Consider the following 16,304-nt stretch of genomic DNA (forward strand, 5'->3'; position numbering starts at 1 on the left):
CCGGCTAGCTCCGGCGGCGACGCGCGATGTCGGCGAGTACGACGCCTGCGGCGACGGAGGCGTTGAGCGACTCGACGGGCCCGGCCATGGGAATGCTCAGGATGGCGTCGCAGTTCTCCCGAACCAGACGCGACAGGCCCTTGCCCTCCGAGCCGACCACGACCACGACGGGACCGCTGCCGTCGAAGTCGTCGAGAGTGGTGTCACCGCCCGCGTCGAGACCGACGACCTGAACACCCTTGGATGCCCAATCCTTCAGCGTACGAGTCAGATTGGTGGCGCGGGCGATCGGCAACCGGGCCGCCGCTCCCGCACTCGTCCGCCAGGCCACCGCGGTCACCGCTGCGCTACGGCGCTCCGGGATGACCACACCGTGTCCGCCGAACGCAGCCACCGATCGAACGACGGCACCGAGGTTGCGCGGATCGGTGATGTTGTCGAGGGCCACGAGCAACGGCGCCTCTTGATGCTTACGTGCCTCCGCGAGGAGATCGTCGGGGTGCGCGTAACGGTACGGCGGCACCTGCAGCGCGATTCCCTGGTGCAGGCCGTTGGCGCTGAGCCGGTCGAGATCGGTTCGCGGAACCTCGAGGATGGAAATGCCGGCGTCGGCCGCCCGCTGCACCGATTCCTTCAGGCGGTCGTCGCTCTCGGTGCCGACCGCGACATACAGTGCGGTCGCCGGGACACCGGCGCGCAGGCACTCGACGACCGGATTGCGGCCCAGCACGGTTTCGGGTCCGTCGAGGACCTTGCGCCCGGCGGTCTGCCTGCCGCGACCCGGCTGTTTCTCGGCCTCACGACTGGCCCTGGCTGCCCGCTTGGCCGCGGGGTGTTTGGTGCGGGCCTCGGCGGGCGGAGTGGCGCCCCGTCCCTCGAGTCCCCTGCGACGCTGGCCACCGGAACCGGCGACCTGCCCCTTCTTCGTACCCGACTTGCGGACGGCTCCGCGCCTGCTCGAATTTCCAGCCATTACTACTGTCCTGCCTTGAGAGACCACTCGGGCCCGTTGGGGGTATCGGTGACCTCGATGCCCGCCCGGATGAGGCGGTCACGCACCTCGTCGGCCACAGCCCAGTTCTTCTCGGCCCGGGCACTCTGCCTGCGCTCGAGTTCGGCCCGGACCAGTACGTCCAGGGCGTCGGTTGCCGCGGACGCATCCGCGGTGTCCTGAGTCCAGTGCGGATCGAGGGGGTCCACACCGAGAATTCCCATCATGGCCCGCACCTGCGACGCGATCTCGCGGGCACCCTCGAGGTCTCCCCCTTCGAGAGCGATGTTGCCCTCACGCACACGGCCGTGTACGTCGGCGAGCGCGGCCGGGACGGCGAGATCATCGTCGAGAGCGCGACCGAACGTTTCCGTCCAACGACCGACGGGAACCTCACCGGCACGCTCACAGGTCCGGTTCACGAATGATTCGACCCGGCGGAACGCCGCGGCCCCCTCGTCGAGAGCGGTGTCGGAGTACTCGAGCATCGACCGGTAGTGGGCGCTGCCGAGGTAGTACCGAAGTTCCTGCGGCCGAACCTTGTTCAGCACGTTCGGCACGGAGAGCACGTTGCCGAGCGACTTCGACATCTTCTCGCCACCCATGGTGACCCAGCCGTTGTGCAACCAGTACTGCGCGAAACCGTCGCCGGCGCACTTGGCCTGTGCGATCTCGTTCTCGTGGTGCGGGAAGACGAGGTCGAGTCCGCCGCAGTGAATATCGAACTCGGCACCGAGGTAGAACTCGGCCATTGCCGAGCACTCGAGGTGCCATCCCGGGCGGCCACGACCCCACGGCGTCGGCCACGACGGCTCACCGGGCTTGGCCGCTTTCCACAGCGTGAAGTCACGGGGATCCCGCTTGCACTCGCCGGCACTCTCGCCTTGATGCACGTCGTCGAGCTTGTGCCCGGACAGGCTGCCGTAGCTCGCGTAGCTGCGCACGTCGAAGTAGACGTCACCTCCCGAGGCGTACGCGTGACCGTTGTCGATCAGTCGCTGCATCATCTCGACCATTTGGGTGACGTGCCCGGTAGCCCGTGGCTCGATCGACGGCGGAAGGACTCCGAGCTGCTGATACGCCCAGGTGAAGGATCGCTCGAATGTGGCGGCCCATTCCCACCAGGGGCGCCCGGCTTCGGCGGCCTTGTTCAGGATCTTGTCGTCGATATCGGTGACGTTGCGCACGAACGCCACGTCGAAGTCGTGGGCGAGCAACCAGCGTCGCAGTACGTCGAAGGCGACGCCACTGCGCACGTGCCCGATATGGGGGTCGCCCTGCACCGTGGCTCCACACAGATACACCGATGCGTGTCCAGGGGCCAGCGGAACGAAGTCACGCATGGCCCGCGTCTCGGTGTCGAATAGGCGCAGGGTCACGACCAGCGATCTTACCTGGCGCTTTGAGTAGGGATGACCAACGCGGTGGCCACCGCGGCGATCCCCTCGCCCCGCCCAGTGAGTCCGAGACCGTCCGTGGTGGTCGCGGACACCGAAACCGGTGCGCCCAGAATGTCACTCAACACCTTTTGCGCTTCGTCTCTGCGCGGGCCGATCTTCGGCCGATTCCCGATCACCTGGACGGCGGCATTGGCGACACCGAATTCTTCCTCGCCGAGGAGTCGTCGCACCTCGGCGAGCATTGCGGCACCGCTCACTCCCGACCATTCGGGCCTGCCCGTGCCGAAAACCGAACCCAGGTCCCCGAGCCCCGCGGCCGACAGCAATGCGTCACACAGAGCGTGGACCGCGACATCGCCGTCCGAGTGACCGGCACACCCGTCCTCGCCCTCGAACAGAAGACCTGCCATCCAGCACGGCCGTCCCTGCTCGATCGGATGGACGTCCGTACCGATGCCGACGCGCACTAGTTCGCTCCCTCTTCCACCAGCGCGCGGGCCAGCACGAGATCCAGCGGTGTGGTGATTTTGAATGCGGTGGGTTCTCCGACGATGCTGCGAACCTGCTCACCCAGGCGCTCCACCAGGCCGGCATCGTCGGTCGCGATGCCATCCGCGGCGGCGTAGGCACGCCGGAGCAGTGGTGCGACGAAGCCCTGTGGCGTCTGGACCGCCCGCAGTTCGGACCGTTCGGGTGTTCCGGTCACCGCCCCGAGAACGTCGACGGTCTTGATCGTGTCCGTCACCGGGAGGACGGGGATGACGGCGCTGCGCCCGCAGCGCAGTTCCGCAACGACCCGGGCAATGAGCGATGGGGGCGTGAGCGCACGCGCAGCATCGTGGACCAGCACGTATTCTGCGTCGTCCGCGACAGCGAGGCCCGCGCGCACCGAATCTGTCCGTTCGCTGCCACCGGGCACGACGACGACTCCATCAGGCAGAGTGCCGCGCGTGGAATCGACGAGCTCTTCCGGCACGATCACGACGACGCGGTCGACAGCCCCCGACTGGAGGAGCCCGTCGACCGCGCGTACAAGCATGGTCTTCCCACCGAGATCAACGAATGCCTTGGGCGTCATCTCGCCCAGACGCACTCCTTGACCAGCGGCGGGAACCAGCGCGACTACAGGACCTCGGTCTTCGGTCACTGCGACGTCGCCGCTGTCTAGGACGCGGCCGCGAGGACCTCGTCGAGGATTGTCTCGGCCTTGTCGCTGTCGGTACCTTCGGCCAACGCCAGCTCTCCGACAAGAATCTGCCGGGCCTTCGCGAGCATGCGCTTCTCCCCCGCGGACAGGCCGCGGTCCTGCTCGCGACGCCACAGGTCACGAACGACCTCGGCGACCTTGTTCACGTCACCCGACGCGAGCTTTTCGAGATTCGCCTTGTAACGGCGAGACCAGTTGGTGGGTTCTTCGGTGTGCGGTGCCCGCAAGACCTGGAAGACCTTGTCGAGACCTTCCTGACCGACTACGTCACGTACGCCTACATACTCTGCGTTGTCTGCGGGAACCCGTACGGTGAGATCGCCCTGAGCAACCTTGAGAACGAGATATTCCTTCTGCTCACCCTTGATGGTGCGGATTTCGATAGCTTCGATCAGCGCCGCACCGTGATGGGGGTATACGACGGTGTCTCCGACCTTAAAAATCATCTGTCCCGTGCCCCTTTCGATCTTTCGAGTTTAACACGTGACCGGTTCCAGGTCGCATCAACGGTGCAGGTCAGGGGCACCGAGGCCTGATCGTAGGGGTTGACAGCGCCTGCGATACGTGCATCTCAGGGGCTCCGAACTGGCGGTTCTTCGAGGCCGAAAGTGCACGCAGACAACCGTTGTGAGTACCCAGCGACCGGGCCGTACGAGGGAACTACTACTCTGCCTAGTTGGAGTGCGAACCTGACACTGGAGGACAACCCGTGACTGCTCTCGACAAGCCGACTCGCCGAGTCGCGACCGCCGTTGCTCTCGCTGCCGGCGCGGCCCTCACGCTGTCCGCTTGCGGTGCGGGACAGATCACCCAGACCTCGAATCAGGTCGCCGCGGTCAACGGCAACGGCGCCGACCTCGGATCGATCGCTCTGCGCAACGTGCACGTCGTGTACCCCAACTCGGACGAGTACAGCATCGAGGCCGGCGGAAAAGCGGTCCTCGCGTTCACCGCGATCAACAACAACGAAGATGCCGCCGACAAGCTGACCAAGATCAGCACCGACGTCGCCAAGACCGTCACCATTCGTGATGCTACCGGCGGCCAGGAGATTCCCCCGCAGACGGCGCTCGTGGCCGGAGACGTCGCGCAGGACGCCGTGGAGGGTGGTCAAGCCGAGCAAGAACGTGACCAGGCTGCCGAGGTTCCGAGCGATGTCGTCCTGGTCACGCTGGACGATCTGAAGGAGGGTGTGCGCCCCGGCCTCACCTTCCCCGTCACCTTCACGTTCGAGAAGGCCGGTGAGGTCACGGTGTCCGTTCCCGTCGACGCCGGTCACGAAACCGAGCGTCACGTGTCCGACAAGTCCGCGGGCACGCAGGCCGAAGGCGGCGGCGGGCACTGACAGCCGCCCGAGGCCGGTCTGTCGGACCGGCTCTCTAGGCTGCGTCGGTGGCCAAACTCAAGTCCAGTTTCCGGTGTTCGTCGTGTCAGTGCACCGTGCCCAAATGGGTCGGCCGCTGTCCCGAGTGCGGCAGCTGGGGATCGATGGACGAGGCTCCGATCCTCGCGCCGGTGGCGAGTCGTCCGGGCGCCTCGCTCGCGAAGGCCGGGGCGGGGGCCGTTCTCCCGTCCACGCCGGCGACCCCCATCACGAAGATCGACAGCACATCCACTCAGGCCAAACCCACCGGCATCGGTGAACTCGACCGCGTCCTCGGCGGTGGCGTGGTCCCCGGGTCGGTCGTTCTCCTCGCGGGCGAACCGGGCGTCGGCAAGTCCACGCTTCTTCTCGAGGTCGTGCACCAGTGGGCGCGGCGGGGCCCGGACGACCGATCGCTCTACGTCACCGGTGAAGAGTCCGCCGGTCAGGTACGGCTACGCGCCGACCGGACGGGCGCGGTGCACGAGCGGGTCTATCTCGCCGCCGAATCCGACCTCGCGACCATCCTCGGTCACGTCGAACAGGTACGTCCCACCCTGCTGATCGTCGACAGCGTGCAGACCATGCTCGCCGCCGACGTCGACGGTGTCGTCGGCGGCGTCACCCAGGTCAAGGCCGTCACCAGTGCGCTCACCTCGCTCGCGAAAGCCAGCGGTGTCCCGGTCCTGCTGATCGGCCACGTCACGAAGGACGGCGCCGTCGCGGGTCCGCGGTCGCTCGAACACCTCGTAGACGTGGTCCTGCACTTCGAGGGCGACAAGCACTCCACACTCCGCATGGTGCGCGGGGTCAAGAACCGCTTCGGTGCCGCCGACGAGGTGGGGTGCTTCGAACTCCGAGAAGACGGCATCGCCGGCATCAGCGACCCGTCGGGACTGTTTTTGCACCACCGCGCCGAAGCTGTGCCCGGAACCGCCGTCACGGTCATGATGGACGGCAAGCGGCCTCTGCTCGGCGAAGTCCAGGCGCTCGTGGCCGCAACATCCATGCCCGCACCCCGGCGCGCGGTGAGCGGGCTCGACAGCGCACGTGTGGCCATGGTGCTGGCCGTGCTGGACCGCCGGTGCGGAGTACCGATCGCCAAGAACGACGTCTACGCGGCTACGGTCGGCGGCATGCGGATGACCGAACCGTCTGCAGACCTGGCGCTGGCACTCGCCGTCGCCTCCGCGGTCAAGGACAAGCCCGTTCCCGACGGGCTGGTGATCCTCGGCGAAGTCGGGCTGGCAGGTGAGGTCCGGCGGGTTCCCGGTGTCGGGCGCCGGCTCGCCGAAGCGGCCCGACTCGGATTCAACCGGGCCCTCGTTCCGCTCGACTCCGGTGCGGCCCCTCCCGGAATGAAGGTCACCGAGGTCGGGAATCTGGGAGCGGCCATCGCTTCCCTGCGCATATGAGCAAGCCGTCGCTTGACCGCGCACATGAGCAAGCCGTCGCTTGACCGCGCATCTAGACAACTAGATCGACGACGTGCCGAACGGCATGTCCGGAACCCCGTCCACGAAGGTCTTGGTCTTCTCGAAGTGTTCGGCCGTGACGGTGAGGAACAACCCCCGCGACGTGGCCACAACCACGTCGGGGTCGGTGTTCGGCCCCTCGACGATGCGCGCCTCCGCACTGGCGTAGACCTTGCGGCGGATCATTCCGTCGATGCGCGCGTGAAATTCGAGCACCGAGCCCAGCGGAATGGGCCGCGCGAAGTCGATCTCCAGATGACCGGTCACCACCGGACCGTCCACGGTCGCCCGACACGCCATGCCCAGTGCCTCGTCGAACGCCGTCGACAGGATGCCGCCGTGGATCACTCCCGGACCGCCCTGATAGCGAGGGGCCACCTCGAGACGTCCCCACACGTCGAGGTTCTCCCCGGCGGTGAAGCTCATGGACATACCGGCCGGCGACTGGTCGCCGCACCCGAAGCACCGACTCCAGTGCTGCGGCACGGGCTGACCTGCAGCGGGGAAGGTGCCGACCGGTTCCGGCAGGGTCAGGTCGTCGGGCAAAGTCCAGGTACTACTCATGGATAGGTAATCTAAACGCGGGTCCGGGCCCTATTCCCCGACGGCCCTGTACAAAGTGACGTCTACCTCAGCGGGGAGTGTTTCGCGATGAACGATGCAGAGTCGTCGTCTGCACTGCGCGAAACCATTGCCCGGCTGGCTCCCGGAACGGCGCTTCGGGACGGCCTCGAACGTATTCTCCGCGGCCGCACGGGCGCACTGATCGTCCTCGGTTACGACGAGCAGATGGAAGAAATCTGCGACGGCGGCTTCGAGCTCGACGTCGAGTTCGCTCCCACCCGGCTGCGTGAGCTGTCGAAGATGGACGGTGCCGTCGTCCTGTCCACGGATGGTTCGCGCATCGTCCGCGCCAACGTCCAGCTGGTTCCCGACCACAAGATTCCCACCGTCGAGTCCGGCACCCGGCACCGCGCCGCCGAACGCACGGCGATGCAGACGGGATATCCCGTGGTGTCCGTGAGCCAGTCGATGAGCATCGTCAGCGTGTACGTCGGCGGAATACGCCACGTCATCGACGGGTCTGCCACCATCTTGTCCCGGGCCAATCAGGCGGTGGCCACCCTCGAGCGGTACAAGGCGCGCCTCGACGAGGTCACCCATCAGTTGTCGGTCGTCGAAATCGAGGATTTCGTCACCCTCCGCGACGCGCTCACCGTAGTGCAGCGGCTCGAGATGGTGCGCCGCGTGTCTGTGGAGATCGAGCAGGACGTACTCGAACTGGGCACCGACGGCCGACAGCTCGCCCTCCAACTCGAGGAGCTCGTCGGCGACAACGATGTGGCACGGGAACTGATCGTCCGCGACTATCTCGCCGGTTCGGGACCCGCCCCTGCACCAGATGTCGAGAAGTCGTTGACTGCCCTCGACAAGATCACCGACGCCGACCTGCTGGACCTGACGACTCTGGCTCGTGCGTTCGGATACCCGGGAACGATCGAAGCGCTCGAGGCCCCCATGAGTCCACGTGGGTATCGCGTTCTCACCCGAGTTCCCCGCTTGCAGTTCAACCAAATTCACCGGCTCGTCGGCTCGTTCGGGACTCTGCAGTCGCTGCTTGCCGCAACCGCCGCCGACCTGCAGTCGGTGGAGGGGATCGGCGGCTTGTGGGCTCGACACATCAGGGAGGGCCTGTCCCGGCTCGCCGAAACGTCGATATCCGGTCCCTACGACTAGTTTTCGCCCGACCGGAACGTACGAGCCGAACTCCTACGATCGATCCGCCGAATAGGCCTCGCCGACAACGGATTCCAGTGCGACACGCACGGCATCGAGGTGTTCCGCCATAGCCTTGGCGGCCACCTCGTAGCTTCTGGACTCGATCCCGTCGACTATCCGGTCGTGCTCGTCGTTCGACCTCTGCTGCCGGCCGGCGACCAGGTTGAGCGTTTCCGACTGCCGGGTCAGCGCTTCACGAATATCGACGACGACCGACTCGAACACACGATTGCGACTGGTCCGGGCGATCAGCGCGTGGAACTGGGCGTCCAGGGACACCCACACCAAGGGGTCGTCCTCGTCGCGCATCTGACCGGCCAAGCCGCGCAATGCCGCAAGATCCTCGGCAGAGTGCCGCTGCGCCGCCCATCCGGCAGCGGGGATCTCCACATGGGGGCGCGCCTCGACGAGCTCGTTGGCGGCGTAATTCCCGAAGTCGAGGTCGCGCGCGATCGAATCACTGATGACGAACGTGCCCAGACCCGATTTGGTCTCGGTCAGACCCAGCGCATGACATGACCGCAGTGCCTCGCGGATGACCGAACGGCTGACCCCGTGCCGCGTCGCCAACGACGCTTCCGACGGGAGCCGCTCACCAACCGCCAGCTCACCCGAGGTGATGGCGGCGCGCAGGTCCGCGAGAACAGCTTCGGCGGCGCTGACCCGCGCGGTCACGGGACGCCTGGCTGCCCAGCTGTCTGACAGGTTCATGGCAACATTCTTCTCACGACCAGGCAAATGCGTCAACCTGCGCGAATCGAGGGGTTGACGACCGCAAGTGAGCCAAGTAACAATGTCACCTGTCTGACAGCCTGGCAGGTAGGTAGGTGGGCAGCTCTACCAACTGCCTCTCCGAGCGCCGCGGGACCACTGCTAGCGCGAATCCACGTGAGGAATGAAGTCAAGTGCTCGAAACGAGAACAGAACACGACCTACTCGGGGACCGCCAGGTGCCCGCAGAGTCGTACTGGGGTATTCACACGCTCCGTGCGGTGGAGAACTTCCCGATCACCGGTCGGCCGATCTCGACGAACCCCTCGTTGATTCGCGGACTCGCCTTCGTCAAATGGGCGGCATCGAGCGCCAACGAGAAGCTGGGCATTCTCGACCACCGCCGCGCCGAGGCGATCGGCCAGGCCTGCCGCGAAATTGTCGAGGGCCGCTGGCACGAGCAGTTCGTCGTCGATGTGATCCAGGGTGGCGCCGGGACGTCGACCAACATGAACGCCAACGAGGTCATTGCCAACCGGGCGCTCGAAATTCTCGGTTACGATCGCGGCGAGTACCAGCACCTGCACCCCAACGAGCACGTCAACCTCAGCCAATCGACCAACGACGTCTATCCCACGGCAGTCAACATCGCCACGATTCTGACGATCGAGGATCTGCTCGACGCCCTGCGGGTGCTGCAGGAGGCGTTCGCTTCGAAGGCCGTCGAGTTCGCCGGCACGGTGAAGATGGGCCGCACCCAACTTCAGGATGCGGTCCCGATGACGCTCGGACAGGAATTCGCCACCTACTCGGTGATGATCGACGAGGACCGCGCACGACTCGGGGAAGCAGCGCTACTGGTCCACGAGATCAATCTCGGAGCCACCGCAATCGGGACCGGTCTCAACGCCCCCGCCGGGTACGCCGAGGCCGCGTGCGACAAGCTGCGCGAACTCACCGGACTTCCCCTCGTACTCGCCACCGACCTGGTGGAGGCCACCCAGGATGTGGGCCAGTTCGTGCACCTGTCCGGCGTCCTGAAGAGGATCGCGGTGAAGTTGTCGAAGGTCTGCAACGACCTCCGTCTCCTGTCCTCCGGGCCGCGGGCGGGACTCAACGAAATCAATCTGCCGCCGGTGCAGGCGGGATCTTCGATCATGCCCGGCAAGGTCAATCCCGTGATTCCGGAAGTGCTCAACCAGGTGGCCTACGAGGTCATCGGTCATGACGTCACCATCACGATGGCCGCCGAATCCGGCCAGCTGCAACTCAACGCCTTCGAACCGATCATCGTGCATTCGCTGTCGGACGGAATGCGGCATCTGGCCGCCGCCTGCCGCATCCTGGCCGACAAGTGCGTTCTCGGGATCACCGCCAACACCGAACTTCTGCGTGCCCGGGTCGAAGACTCGATCGGACTCGTCACCGCGCTCAATCCGTACATCGGCTATACCGCGTCGACCCGTATCGCGCAGGAAGCGCTGGTGTCCGGCCGTAGGGTCGCCGACCTCGTGATCGAGGCCGGACTACTCGACCGAGACGAACTCGATCGACTACTCAGTCCGGAGCACCTCGCCAACCTGAGGGCTGGTACGGCAACTCAGGCTCCCGTTCCGACGACCGCTGGAGTGGTGTCATGACGATCGAAAAAGACGGCCCGAGTCAGACACACGACATCTTCGTCGAGGAAGATCTGGGGTACCGAAAGGCACTCGGCCCTCGGCAGATTCAGATGATCGCCATCGGTGGTGCGATCGGTACCGGTCTGTTCATGGGCGCCGGTGGACGCCTTCATCAAGCAGGACCCGCCCTTGTTCTCGTCTACGCCCTCTGCGGATTCTTCGCCTTCCTGATTCTGCGGGCACTGGGCGAGCTGGTGATGCACCGTCCCACGTCGGGTTCGTTCGTCTCGTACTCGCGCGAATTCTTCGGCGAGAAAATGGCGTTCGCCGCCGGCTGGCTCTACTGGCTGAACTGGGCGATGACCGCGGTCGTCGACGTCACCGCAGTAGCGCTCTACATGAACTTCTTCAAGAAATACTGGGCGCCACTGGGGGACGTCGACCAATGGGTATTCGCCTTGGCGGCAGTAGCGCTCGTTTTGACACTGAACATGGTGTCGGTACGCGTGTTCGGTGAATTGGAATTCTGGTTCGCGCTCATCAAAGTCGTGGCGCTGGCCGCCTTCCTCTGTTTCGGGGTCTACTTCGTCTTGTTCGGTACCCCCATCGATGGCCACACCTCCGGCTTCAGCATGATCTCCGACAACGGCGGGTGGTTCCCCAATGGCATCCTGCCCGCGATCGTGGTGATTCAGGGCGTCGTATTCGCCTACGCATCCATCGAATTGGTCGGCACCACGGCCGGGGAAACCAAGAATCCGGAGAAGGTGATCCCCAAGGCGATCAACACGGTGATCCTCCGGATTCTCGTCTTCTACGTCGGATCCGTCATGTTGTTGGCGCTACTCCTCCCCTACATGGAATATCACGCCGGCGAAAGCCCGTTCGTCACCTTCTTCGGAACGATCAACGTCGAAGGCGCAGACGCGATCATGAATCTCGTCGTACTCACCGCCGCACTGTCCTCACTCAATGCCGGACTGTATTCGACCGGACGAATACTGCACTCGATGGCCATGGCGGGGTCTGCGCCCGCGTTCGCGGCGAGGATGAACAAGGCGGGCGTCCCCTACGGCGGCATCGCTCTCACGGGATTCGTCATTCTCCTCGGTGTCGGACTCAATGCGATCGTTCCCACTCAGGCGTTCGAGATCGTCCTCAACCTGGCCGCCCTCGGGATCATCAGCGCCTGGGCCGTGATCGTGTTGTGCCAGTTGAAACTCTGGAAGTTCGCGAAGGAGGGGCGTCTCGTCCGGCCGAGCTTCCGGATGTTCGGCGCCCCCTACACCGGCCTTCTGACGTTGGCGTTCCTCGTCGGGGTAGTCGTGCTGATGGCCTTCGACCACCCCGTCGGAACGTGGACCGTCGGATCGATCGCCATCATCGCCCCGCTCCTGGTGATCGGCTGGTACGCCTGCAGAAACCGCATCCGCGACCTGGCCGCCGCACGAGATGGCAGCATGTCCATCGATGACTACCCGACCGCCTCGCAGGGAGGACAGTAAGTGCCTACAGTCGCCGTCGTCACCACCGGGGGCACCATCGCGAGCCGACGCGACGAGGACGGTGTGAGCCGTCCCGTCGTCACCGGCCCGGATCTGCTCGCGACCGGAGCCGAGCGGGCGGCCACCGAGGTCCGCGTCACCGATGTGCTGTCGAAGGACAGCTCGTGCATGACCTTCGCCGACATGGATCGGGTATGCGAGGCAATCGCAGCGGAACTCCGCGACCCCACTGTCGCCGGGGTGGTCGTTCTCCACGGAACCGACACCATGGAGGAAACCGCGTTTCTGGTGGATCTGCATCACGCCGATCCCCGGCCGGTCGTCTTCACCGGGGCACAACGGACCTTCGATCATCCCGAATCGGACGCGCAGGCCAATCTCACGGCCGCATTGTCGGCGGCTACCGATTCGGCCATGCGTGGGCGGGGAGTGTTGATTTCCTTCGGCGGAAAGCTTCATCCGGTTCCGGGGGTCCGCAAGGCAGACACGACCGCGCTCGATGCGTTCCGGTCCGTCCGCACCCCGATGCACCGACACCGGCCCGAGCCACTGCCCTGGCGTCCGATCTCCGGCGTCCGTGTCGACGTCGTCGCGATCTACCCTGGGACGGATCGTGTGCAGTTCGACGCGTGTCGCAGCGCCGGCGCGCACGGCGTGGTTCTCGATGCGCTCGGATCCGGCAATGCGAACCCCGGAATCGTCGAGGCGGTACGCGAATGCGTCGCGGCGGGTGTGCCGGTCGCCGTATCCACCCGCGTTCCGTACGGGTCGATCTCCCCCACTTACGGCGGAGGTGGAGGCGGCTCCGATCTCGTCGCGGCCGGGGCCCTCTTCTCGACCGACCTCAGAGCCGGACAGGCCCGCATTCTTCTCGCGGCACTGCTCGCCGACCCTGACCTGACCGGCCTGGAGAAGGAATTCGATCGCCGATCCCGGATCGAGCTGTAGCCCGGTCAGCTCAGGTTGAACGGTTCCGGCGCACTGCGCAGCTGTCCCAGCTGCCCCACCACGGTGTATGCGCCGGGACCCACCGGGTCGCGCTGCGGTTCCGGCTGGGTGAGGCAATCCGGTGCGGACGTCTTGGCAGACCACTTCACCGTGAACTGAGCCTGCTCGCCGGGGGCGAGGGTGCGCAGGTCGGCCGCGGACTGCGGGAAGCAGTCGATGTTGGACCACAGCCGGACGCTGCCGTCGATCGTGTACACCAGCACCTGCTGCAGGCTGCTACCGAGGTCGCGCTGGCACGGCGTGGTGCCGATGTTGGTGATGACCGTCGTGAAACTCGGCTCTTCCCCCGGAAGGTAGGTCGGCTTGTCGGCAGCGACCTTGATGGCCAGGGATTGGTCCGGGCACTGGCCGGCTGCAACGGCCTGACCGCTGGCAGCTGCACTCGTCGACCCGGCACTCCTCGATGCTCCACTGGTCGAGGAGCCCGAGGCACTTGCCGTGCCGGAGCCTTCATCGCCGGCCGCGGCAGCTCCGCCGCCCCCACCCGAGCCGCCGGAACCACCACTCGACGGCGAACCCGACGCAGTCGGTGAAATCGACACCGGCGTGGTCAACGACGAGCTGGCCGCCGCGGGGTCGGTCCCGGAATCGTCCCCACCGCGGAGGGAACTGATCAACCAGACCACCAAGAGCAGCACGACGATGGCGCCGCCGATCGCCAGCGCCCTGCGGCGCCAGTAAATCTCGGGGGGCAACGGTCCATTCGGTTCCAGCACGACGTCAACGGTAGTTCGGCAGCGTGCGGGTACGGCTCAGCGGGTGCGGCGTGTCGCGGTCAGTCCGTGAGCTCACCGATGTCTCCGACGGCGCCCTGCAGGTGGGTGCGGCCGTCGGACAGCTTGTACGTGACACCGGCGATGGCGCACGCGCCGCTCTCCACCTTCTCCGCGATGATGCGCGACCGCTGCATGAGCAGCGCACCGGTCTCCACCACATGGCGACCTTCGAGTTCGTCGACGGTACTGAGGCCCTCGCGGCGTCCCTTCAGGATCGACGGCGCCACACGTTCGACGATGCTGCGGATGAATCCGGGGGGGATGTTGCCGTCGTCGAGGGCGTCGAGCGTCGCCTTGACGGCGCCACAGCTGTCGTGACCGAGCACGACGATGAGCGGCACGTTGAGCACCCCGACGGCGTACTCGATCGACCCGAGAACCGCGTCGTCGAGGACGTGACCTGCGGTGCGGACGACGAACATGTCGCCGAGCCCCTGGTCGAAGATGATCTCGGCGGCGACGCGGGAGTCTCCGCAACCGAACAGAACGGCCGTGGGGTGCTGGCCGTCGACGAGCTTCGCACGATCGGCGACGCCCTGACTGGGATGGAGCGAGGTGCCGTTGACGAACCGCTCGTTACCCTGGCGTAGGGACTTCCATGCAGAAACCGGGTTGGAGTTAGGCATGAGCATATTGTGCACCCCTCCTGTTGCACCGGCTCTGCGGGAGCATTACGTCGACGGAAAATCCGGTTGGCACTGCGGCGAAGGGACTTGTGAGAAGAAGTGACCGTGGACTCGTCTGCGCTGATCAGGTGGTACGACGCCGAGGCCAGGGATTTGCCGTGGCGTCGCGAGGGTGTGACCGCCTGGCACATTCTGATGAGCGAGATCATGCTGCAGCAGACACCCGTCGTCCGCGTTGCTCCCATCTGGGAGCAATGGGTACAGCGCTGGCCCGTCCCGTCCCTGATGGCGGCGTCGAGCCAGGCCGACGTCCTGCGCGCGTGGGGAAAGCTCGGTTATCCGCGGCGAGCGCTGCGACTGCACCAGTGTTCCGAAGTGCTGGCCACCCAGCACGGTGACGTGGTCCCGAGCGACGTCGACACGCTCCTCGGGCTTCCCGGGATAGGCGCGTACACCGCTCGCGCAGTGGCGTGCTTCGCCTACGGGCAGCGTGTCCCCGTCGTCGACACCAATGTTCGACGGGTGGTGGCGCGCGCTGTGCACGGCAACGCGGAGCCCGGCAACCCGTCGACGGTGCGCGACCTGGCGGACGTGTCCGCGCTGCTGCCCCGGACCCGCGCCCGCGCCGCCACGTTCTCGGCGGCACTCATGGAACTCGGTGCGACGATCTGCACCGCACGCTCCCCCGAATGCTCGCGGTGTCCGCTGCCGAGTTGCGCCTGGATGGACGCCGGGCGACCAGCGCACACCGGCGAACGCAGGAAGGTGCAGAAGTTTGCAGGCACGGACCGTCAGGTTCGCGGCAAGCTCATGGCGGTGTTGCGTGACAGTTCGCGTCCGGTCGAGCGGGTTCGCCTCGACCAGGTGTGGCTCGACGACCCCGGTCAGCGTGATCGTGCTCTGCACTCGTTACTGCTCGACGGACTGGTGGAGCAGACCGACGACGGCCTCTTCGCCCTCGCGGGTGAGGGAAGCTAGCAGCCCACGCGACCGGGCACAGAAGCTGAGGAAATTGCTGGAAACCTTCACGATTGCGTCCGCAGCTGACCAACCTCTGCGCAACCGTGCGCTCAGGTCAGTCCGTGCAGGAATTCCTCGACCACTTTCCGGTACTGCTCGGGCTGATCGTCGTGGACGAGGTGCCCGGCCTGCTCGATGCGGACGTACTCGGCACGGTGATGCCGCTCTGCCATCTTCCGCATCTGCCCCTCGGGGGTGATGGTGTACTCGCCCTCGATCAGCAGCGCCGGCACCGTGATCGAGGCCCACTGAGCCCAGAAGTGCCGGTCGCCCCACTCGGCGGAGATGTCGCGAAACGTTTCGACCTCGCCGTGCAGGTACCAGCCGTCTTCACGCTGCTCGAACGAGTCGAGGAAGTACTGACCCGCGACAGGTCCGAAGTACTCGACGAGCGCCTCTCGCGTCTCGAACGGTTGCGGCCAGTTCGAGATCATCGCCGCCCAGTCGTCGGCGGTACGGCCACGAAAATCAGGCGCCATGTCTTCGAGAACGAGAGCGGCGACCTTCTCCGGGAACTCGGCGGCCAGGCACCACGCGTGCAAGGCGCCCATCGAATGCCCGATGACGACCAGCGGCTCGGCGACCGGACGCAATGCCGCCGCCAGGTCTTCGACGAATGATTCCGTCGACAGCACGGGCGGAGTGGGACGGCCGTGGCCTGCAGCGTCGAACGTGTAGACGTGGCCGTGTTCGCGCAGCCACGGAACCTGCCTGCGCCACGTCCGCGCACTGCCCATCAACCCGTGCAGCAGCAGAATCGGTCGTCCGGTGCCGCCCTCGTCGTGCAACGCACTCTCACCCACCACGACTGCGACGCTAGC

At 65.9% G+C, this 16,304-nt stretch carries 17 protein-coding genes; 7 read left to right on the forward strand and 10 right to left on the reverse strand.

The genetic code is table 11. From position 1 onward, the window contains the following. Positions 1 to 4 precede the first annotated feature (4 nt). Genes rlmB through carD form a run of 5 tightly spaced genes read right to left on the reverse strand, consistent with a single transcriptional unit; the run spans position 5 to position 4,044 of the window. Positions 5 to 973 carry a 23S rRNA (guanosine(2251)-2'-O)-methyltransferase RlmB gene (gene rlmB / locus L1080_RS22015; RefSeq protein ID WP_109326520.1) on the reverse strand — a complete coding sequence of 323 codons (969 nt, stop codon included), beginning with the start codon at positions 971 to 973 and terminating at the stop codon, positions 5 to 7. Positions 974 to 975: 2 nt separating this feature from the next. After that, positions 976 to 2,370 (reverse strand): cysteine--tRNA ligase, encoded by a 1,395-nt coding sequence (gene cysS / locus L1080_RS22020; RefSeq protein WP_250777145.1) that lies wholly within the window; start codon positions 2,368 to 2,370, stop codon positions 976 to 978. Between the two features lie 11 nt (positions 2,371 to 2,381). Then, the gene (gene ispF / locus L1080_RS22025; protein WP_159919049.1) at positions 2,382 to 2,858 is read right to left on the reverse strand and encodes a 2-C-methyl-D-erythritol 2,4-cyclodiphosphate synthase; all 477 of its coding nucleotides are present in this window, start codon (positions 2,856 to 2,858) and stop codon (positions 2,382 to 2,384) included. Beyond that, the gene (gene ispD / locus L1080_RS22030) at positions 2,858 to 3,538 is read right to left on the reverse strand and encodes a 2-C-methyl-D-erythritol 4-phosphate cytidylyltransferase (protein WP_213574301.1); all 681 of its coding nucleotides are present in this window, start codon (positions 3,536 to 3,538) and stop codon (positions 2,858 to 2,860) included. Before ispD ends, ispF begins: the two co-directional genes overlap by 1 nt. A gap of 17 nt (positions 3,539 to 3,555) precedes the next feature. Continuing rightward, entirely contained in the window at positions 3,556 to 4,044 is a 489-nt protein-coding gene (carD, locus tag L1080_RS22035; protein ID WP_109326516.1) for an RNA polymerase-binding transcription factor CarD, read from the reverse strand. Between the two features lie 263 nt (positions 4,045 to 4,307). Here carD and L1080_RS22040 point away from each other — a divergent pair, with 263 nt between their 5' ends. Together L1080_RS22040 and radA are read left to right on the forward strand one after the other, a co-directional pair. Then, positions 4,308 to 4,943 carry a copper chaperone PCu(A)C gene (locus tag L1080_RS22040; RefSeq protein WP_250777146.1) on the forward strand — a complete coding sequence of 212 codons (636 nt, stop codon included), beginning with the start codon at positions 4,308 to 4,310 and terminating at the stop codon, positions 4,941 to 4,943. 47 nt (positions 4,944 to 4,990) lie between these two features. Next, entirely contained in the window at positions 4,991 to 6,376 is a 1,386-nt protein-coding gene (gene radA / locus L1080_RS22045) for a DNA repair protein RadA (RefSeq protein WP_159919046.1), read from the forward strand. A gap of 60 nt (positions 6,377 to 6,436) precedes the next feature. Here radA and L1080_RS22050 read toward each other — a convergent pair whose 3' ends face one another. Beyond that, positions 6,437 to 7,000: a PaaI family thioesterase gene (locus L1080_RS22050; RefSeq protein ID WP_250777147.1), complete on the reverse strand. Its 564-nt coding sequence runs from the start codon at positions 6,998 to 7,000 to the stop codon at positions 6,437 to 6,439. An 87-nt stretch (positions 7,001 to 7,087) separates the two neighbouring features. Here L1080_RS22050 and disA point away from each other — a divergent pair, with 87 nt between their 5' ends. Next, the gene (gene disA / locus L1080_RS22055; RefSeq protein WP_250777148.1) at positions 7,088 to 8,173 is read left to right on the forward strand and encodes a DNA integrity scanning diadenylate cyclase DisA; all 1,086 of its coding nucleotides are present in this window, start codon (positions 7,088 to 7,090) and stop codon (positions 8,171 to 8,173) included. Between the two features lie 33 nt (positions 8,174 to 8,206). Here the strand turns inward: disA and L1080_RS22060 are convergent, their stop codons facing one another. Then, positions 8,207 to 8,926, reverse strand: a complete 720-nt coding sequence (locus tag L1080_RS22060; protein WP_250777149.1) for a FadR/GntR family transcriptional regulator — start codon at positions 8,924 to 8,926, stop codon at positions 8,207 to 8,209. A 194-nt stretch (positions 8,927 to 9,120) separates the two neighbouring features. On the opposite strand from L1080_RS22060, the gene L1080_RS22065 reads away from it, so the two are divergent. From L1080_RS22065 to L1080_RS22075, 3 genes are read left to right on the forward strand one after another with little or no spacing between them, the layout of a single operon-like run. Continuing rightward, complete coding sequence (locus L1080_RS22065; RefSeq protein ID WP_159919043.1) at positions 9,121 to 10,566, forward strand: aspartate ammonia-lyase; 1,446 nt, start codon at positions 9,121 to 9,123, stop codon at positions 10,564 to 10,566. Beyond that, the gene (locus tag L1080_RS22070) at positions 10,563 to 12,053 is read left to right on the forward strand and encodes an amino acid permease (RefSeq protein WP_159919042.1); all 1,491 of its coding nucleotides are present in this window, start codon (positions 10,563 to 10,565) and stop codon (positions 12,051 to 12,053) included. The genes L1080_RS22065 and L1080_RS22070 overlap by 4 nt, the downstream gene beginning before the upstream one ends. Then, positions 12,054 to 13,001, forward strand: a complete 948-nt coding sequence (locus L1080_RS22075; protein WP_250777150.1) for an asparaginase — start codon at positions 12,054 to 12,056, stop codon at positions 12,999 to 13,001. It abuts the gene before it with no gap. A gap of 5 nt (positions 13,002 to 13,006) precedes the next feature. On the opposite strand, the gene L1080_RS22080 is transcribed toward L1080_RS22075, so the two are convergent. After that, on the reverse strand, positions 13,007 to 13,777 hold the full coding sequence (locus L1080_RS22080) for a hypothetical protein (protein ID WP_159919040.1): 771 nt from the start codon (positions 13,775 to 13,777) through the stop codon (positions 13,007 to 13,009). Between the two features lie 59 nt (positions 13,778 to 13,836). After that, positions 13,837 to 14,463, reverse strand: a complete 627-nt coding sequence (locus L1080_RS22085; protein WP_159919039.1) for a carbonic anhydrase — start codon at positions 14,461 to 14,463, stop codon at positions 13,837 to 13,839. A 99-nt stretch (positions 14,464 to 14,562) separates the two neighbouring features. Between L1080_RS22085 and L1080_RS22090 the strand changes: the two genes are divergently transcribed. Then, complete coding sequence (locus tag L1080_RS22090) at positions 14,563 to 15,441, forward strand: HhH-GPD family protein (RefSeq protein WP_109326497.1); 879 nt, start codon at positions 14,563 to 14,565, stop codon at positions 15,439 to 15,441. Positions 15,442 to 15,533: 92 nt separating this feature from the next. Here the strand turns inward: L1080_RS22090 and L1080_RS22095 are convergent, their stop codons facing one another. Further along, positions 15,534 to 16,289, reverse strand: a complete 756-nt coding sequence (locus L1080_RS22095; RefSeq protein ID WP_159919038.1) for an alpha/beta fold hydrolase — start codon at positions 16,287 to 16,289, stop codon at positions 15,534 to 15,536. Positions 16,290 to 16,304: the final 15 nt, after the last annotated feature.

Source organism: Rhodococcus sp. MSC1_016 (assembly GCF_023667485.2).
GTDB classification, from domain to species: Bacteria; Actinomycetota; Actinomycetes; order Mycobacteriales; family Mycobacteriaceae; genus Rhodococcus_F; species Rhodococcus_F oxybenzonivorans.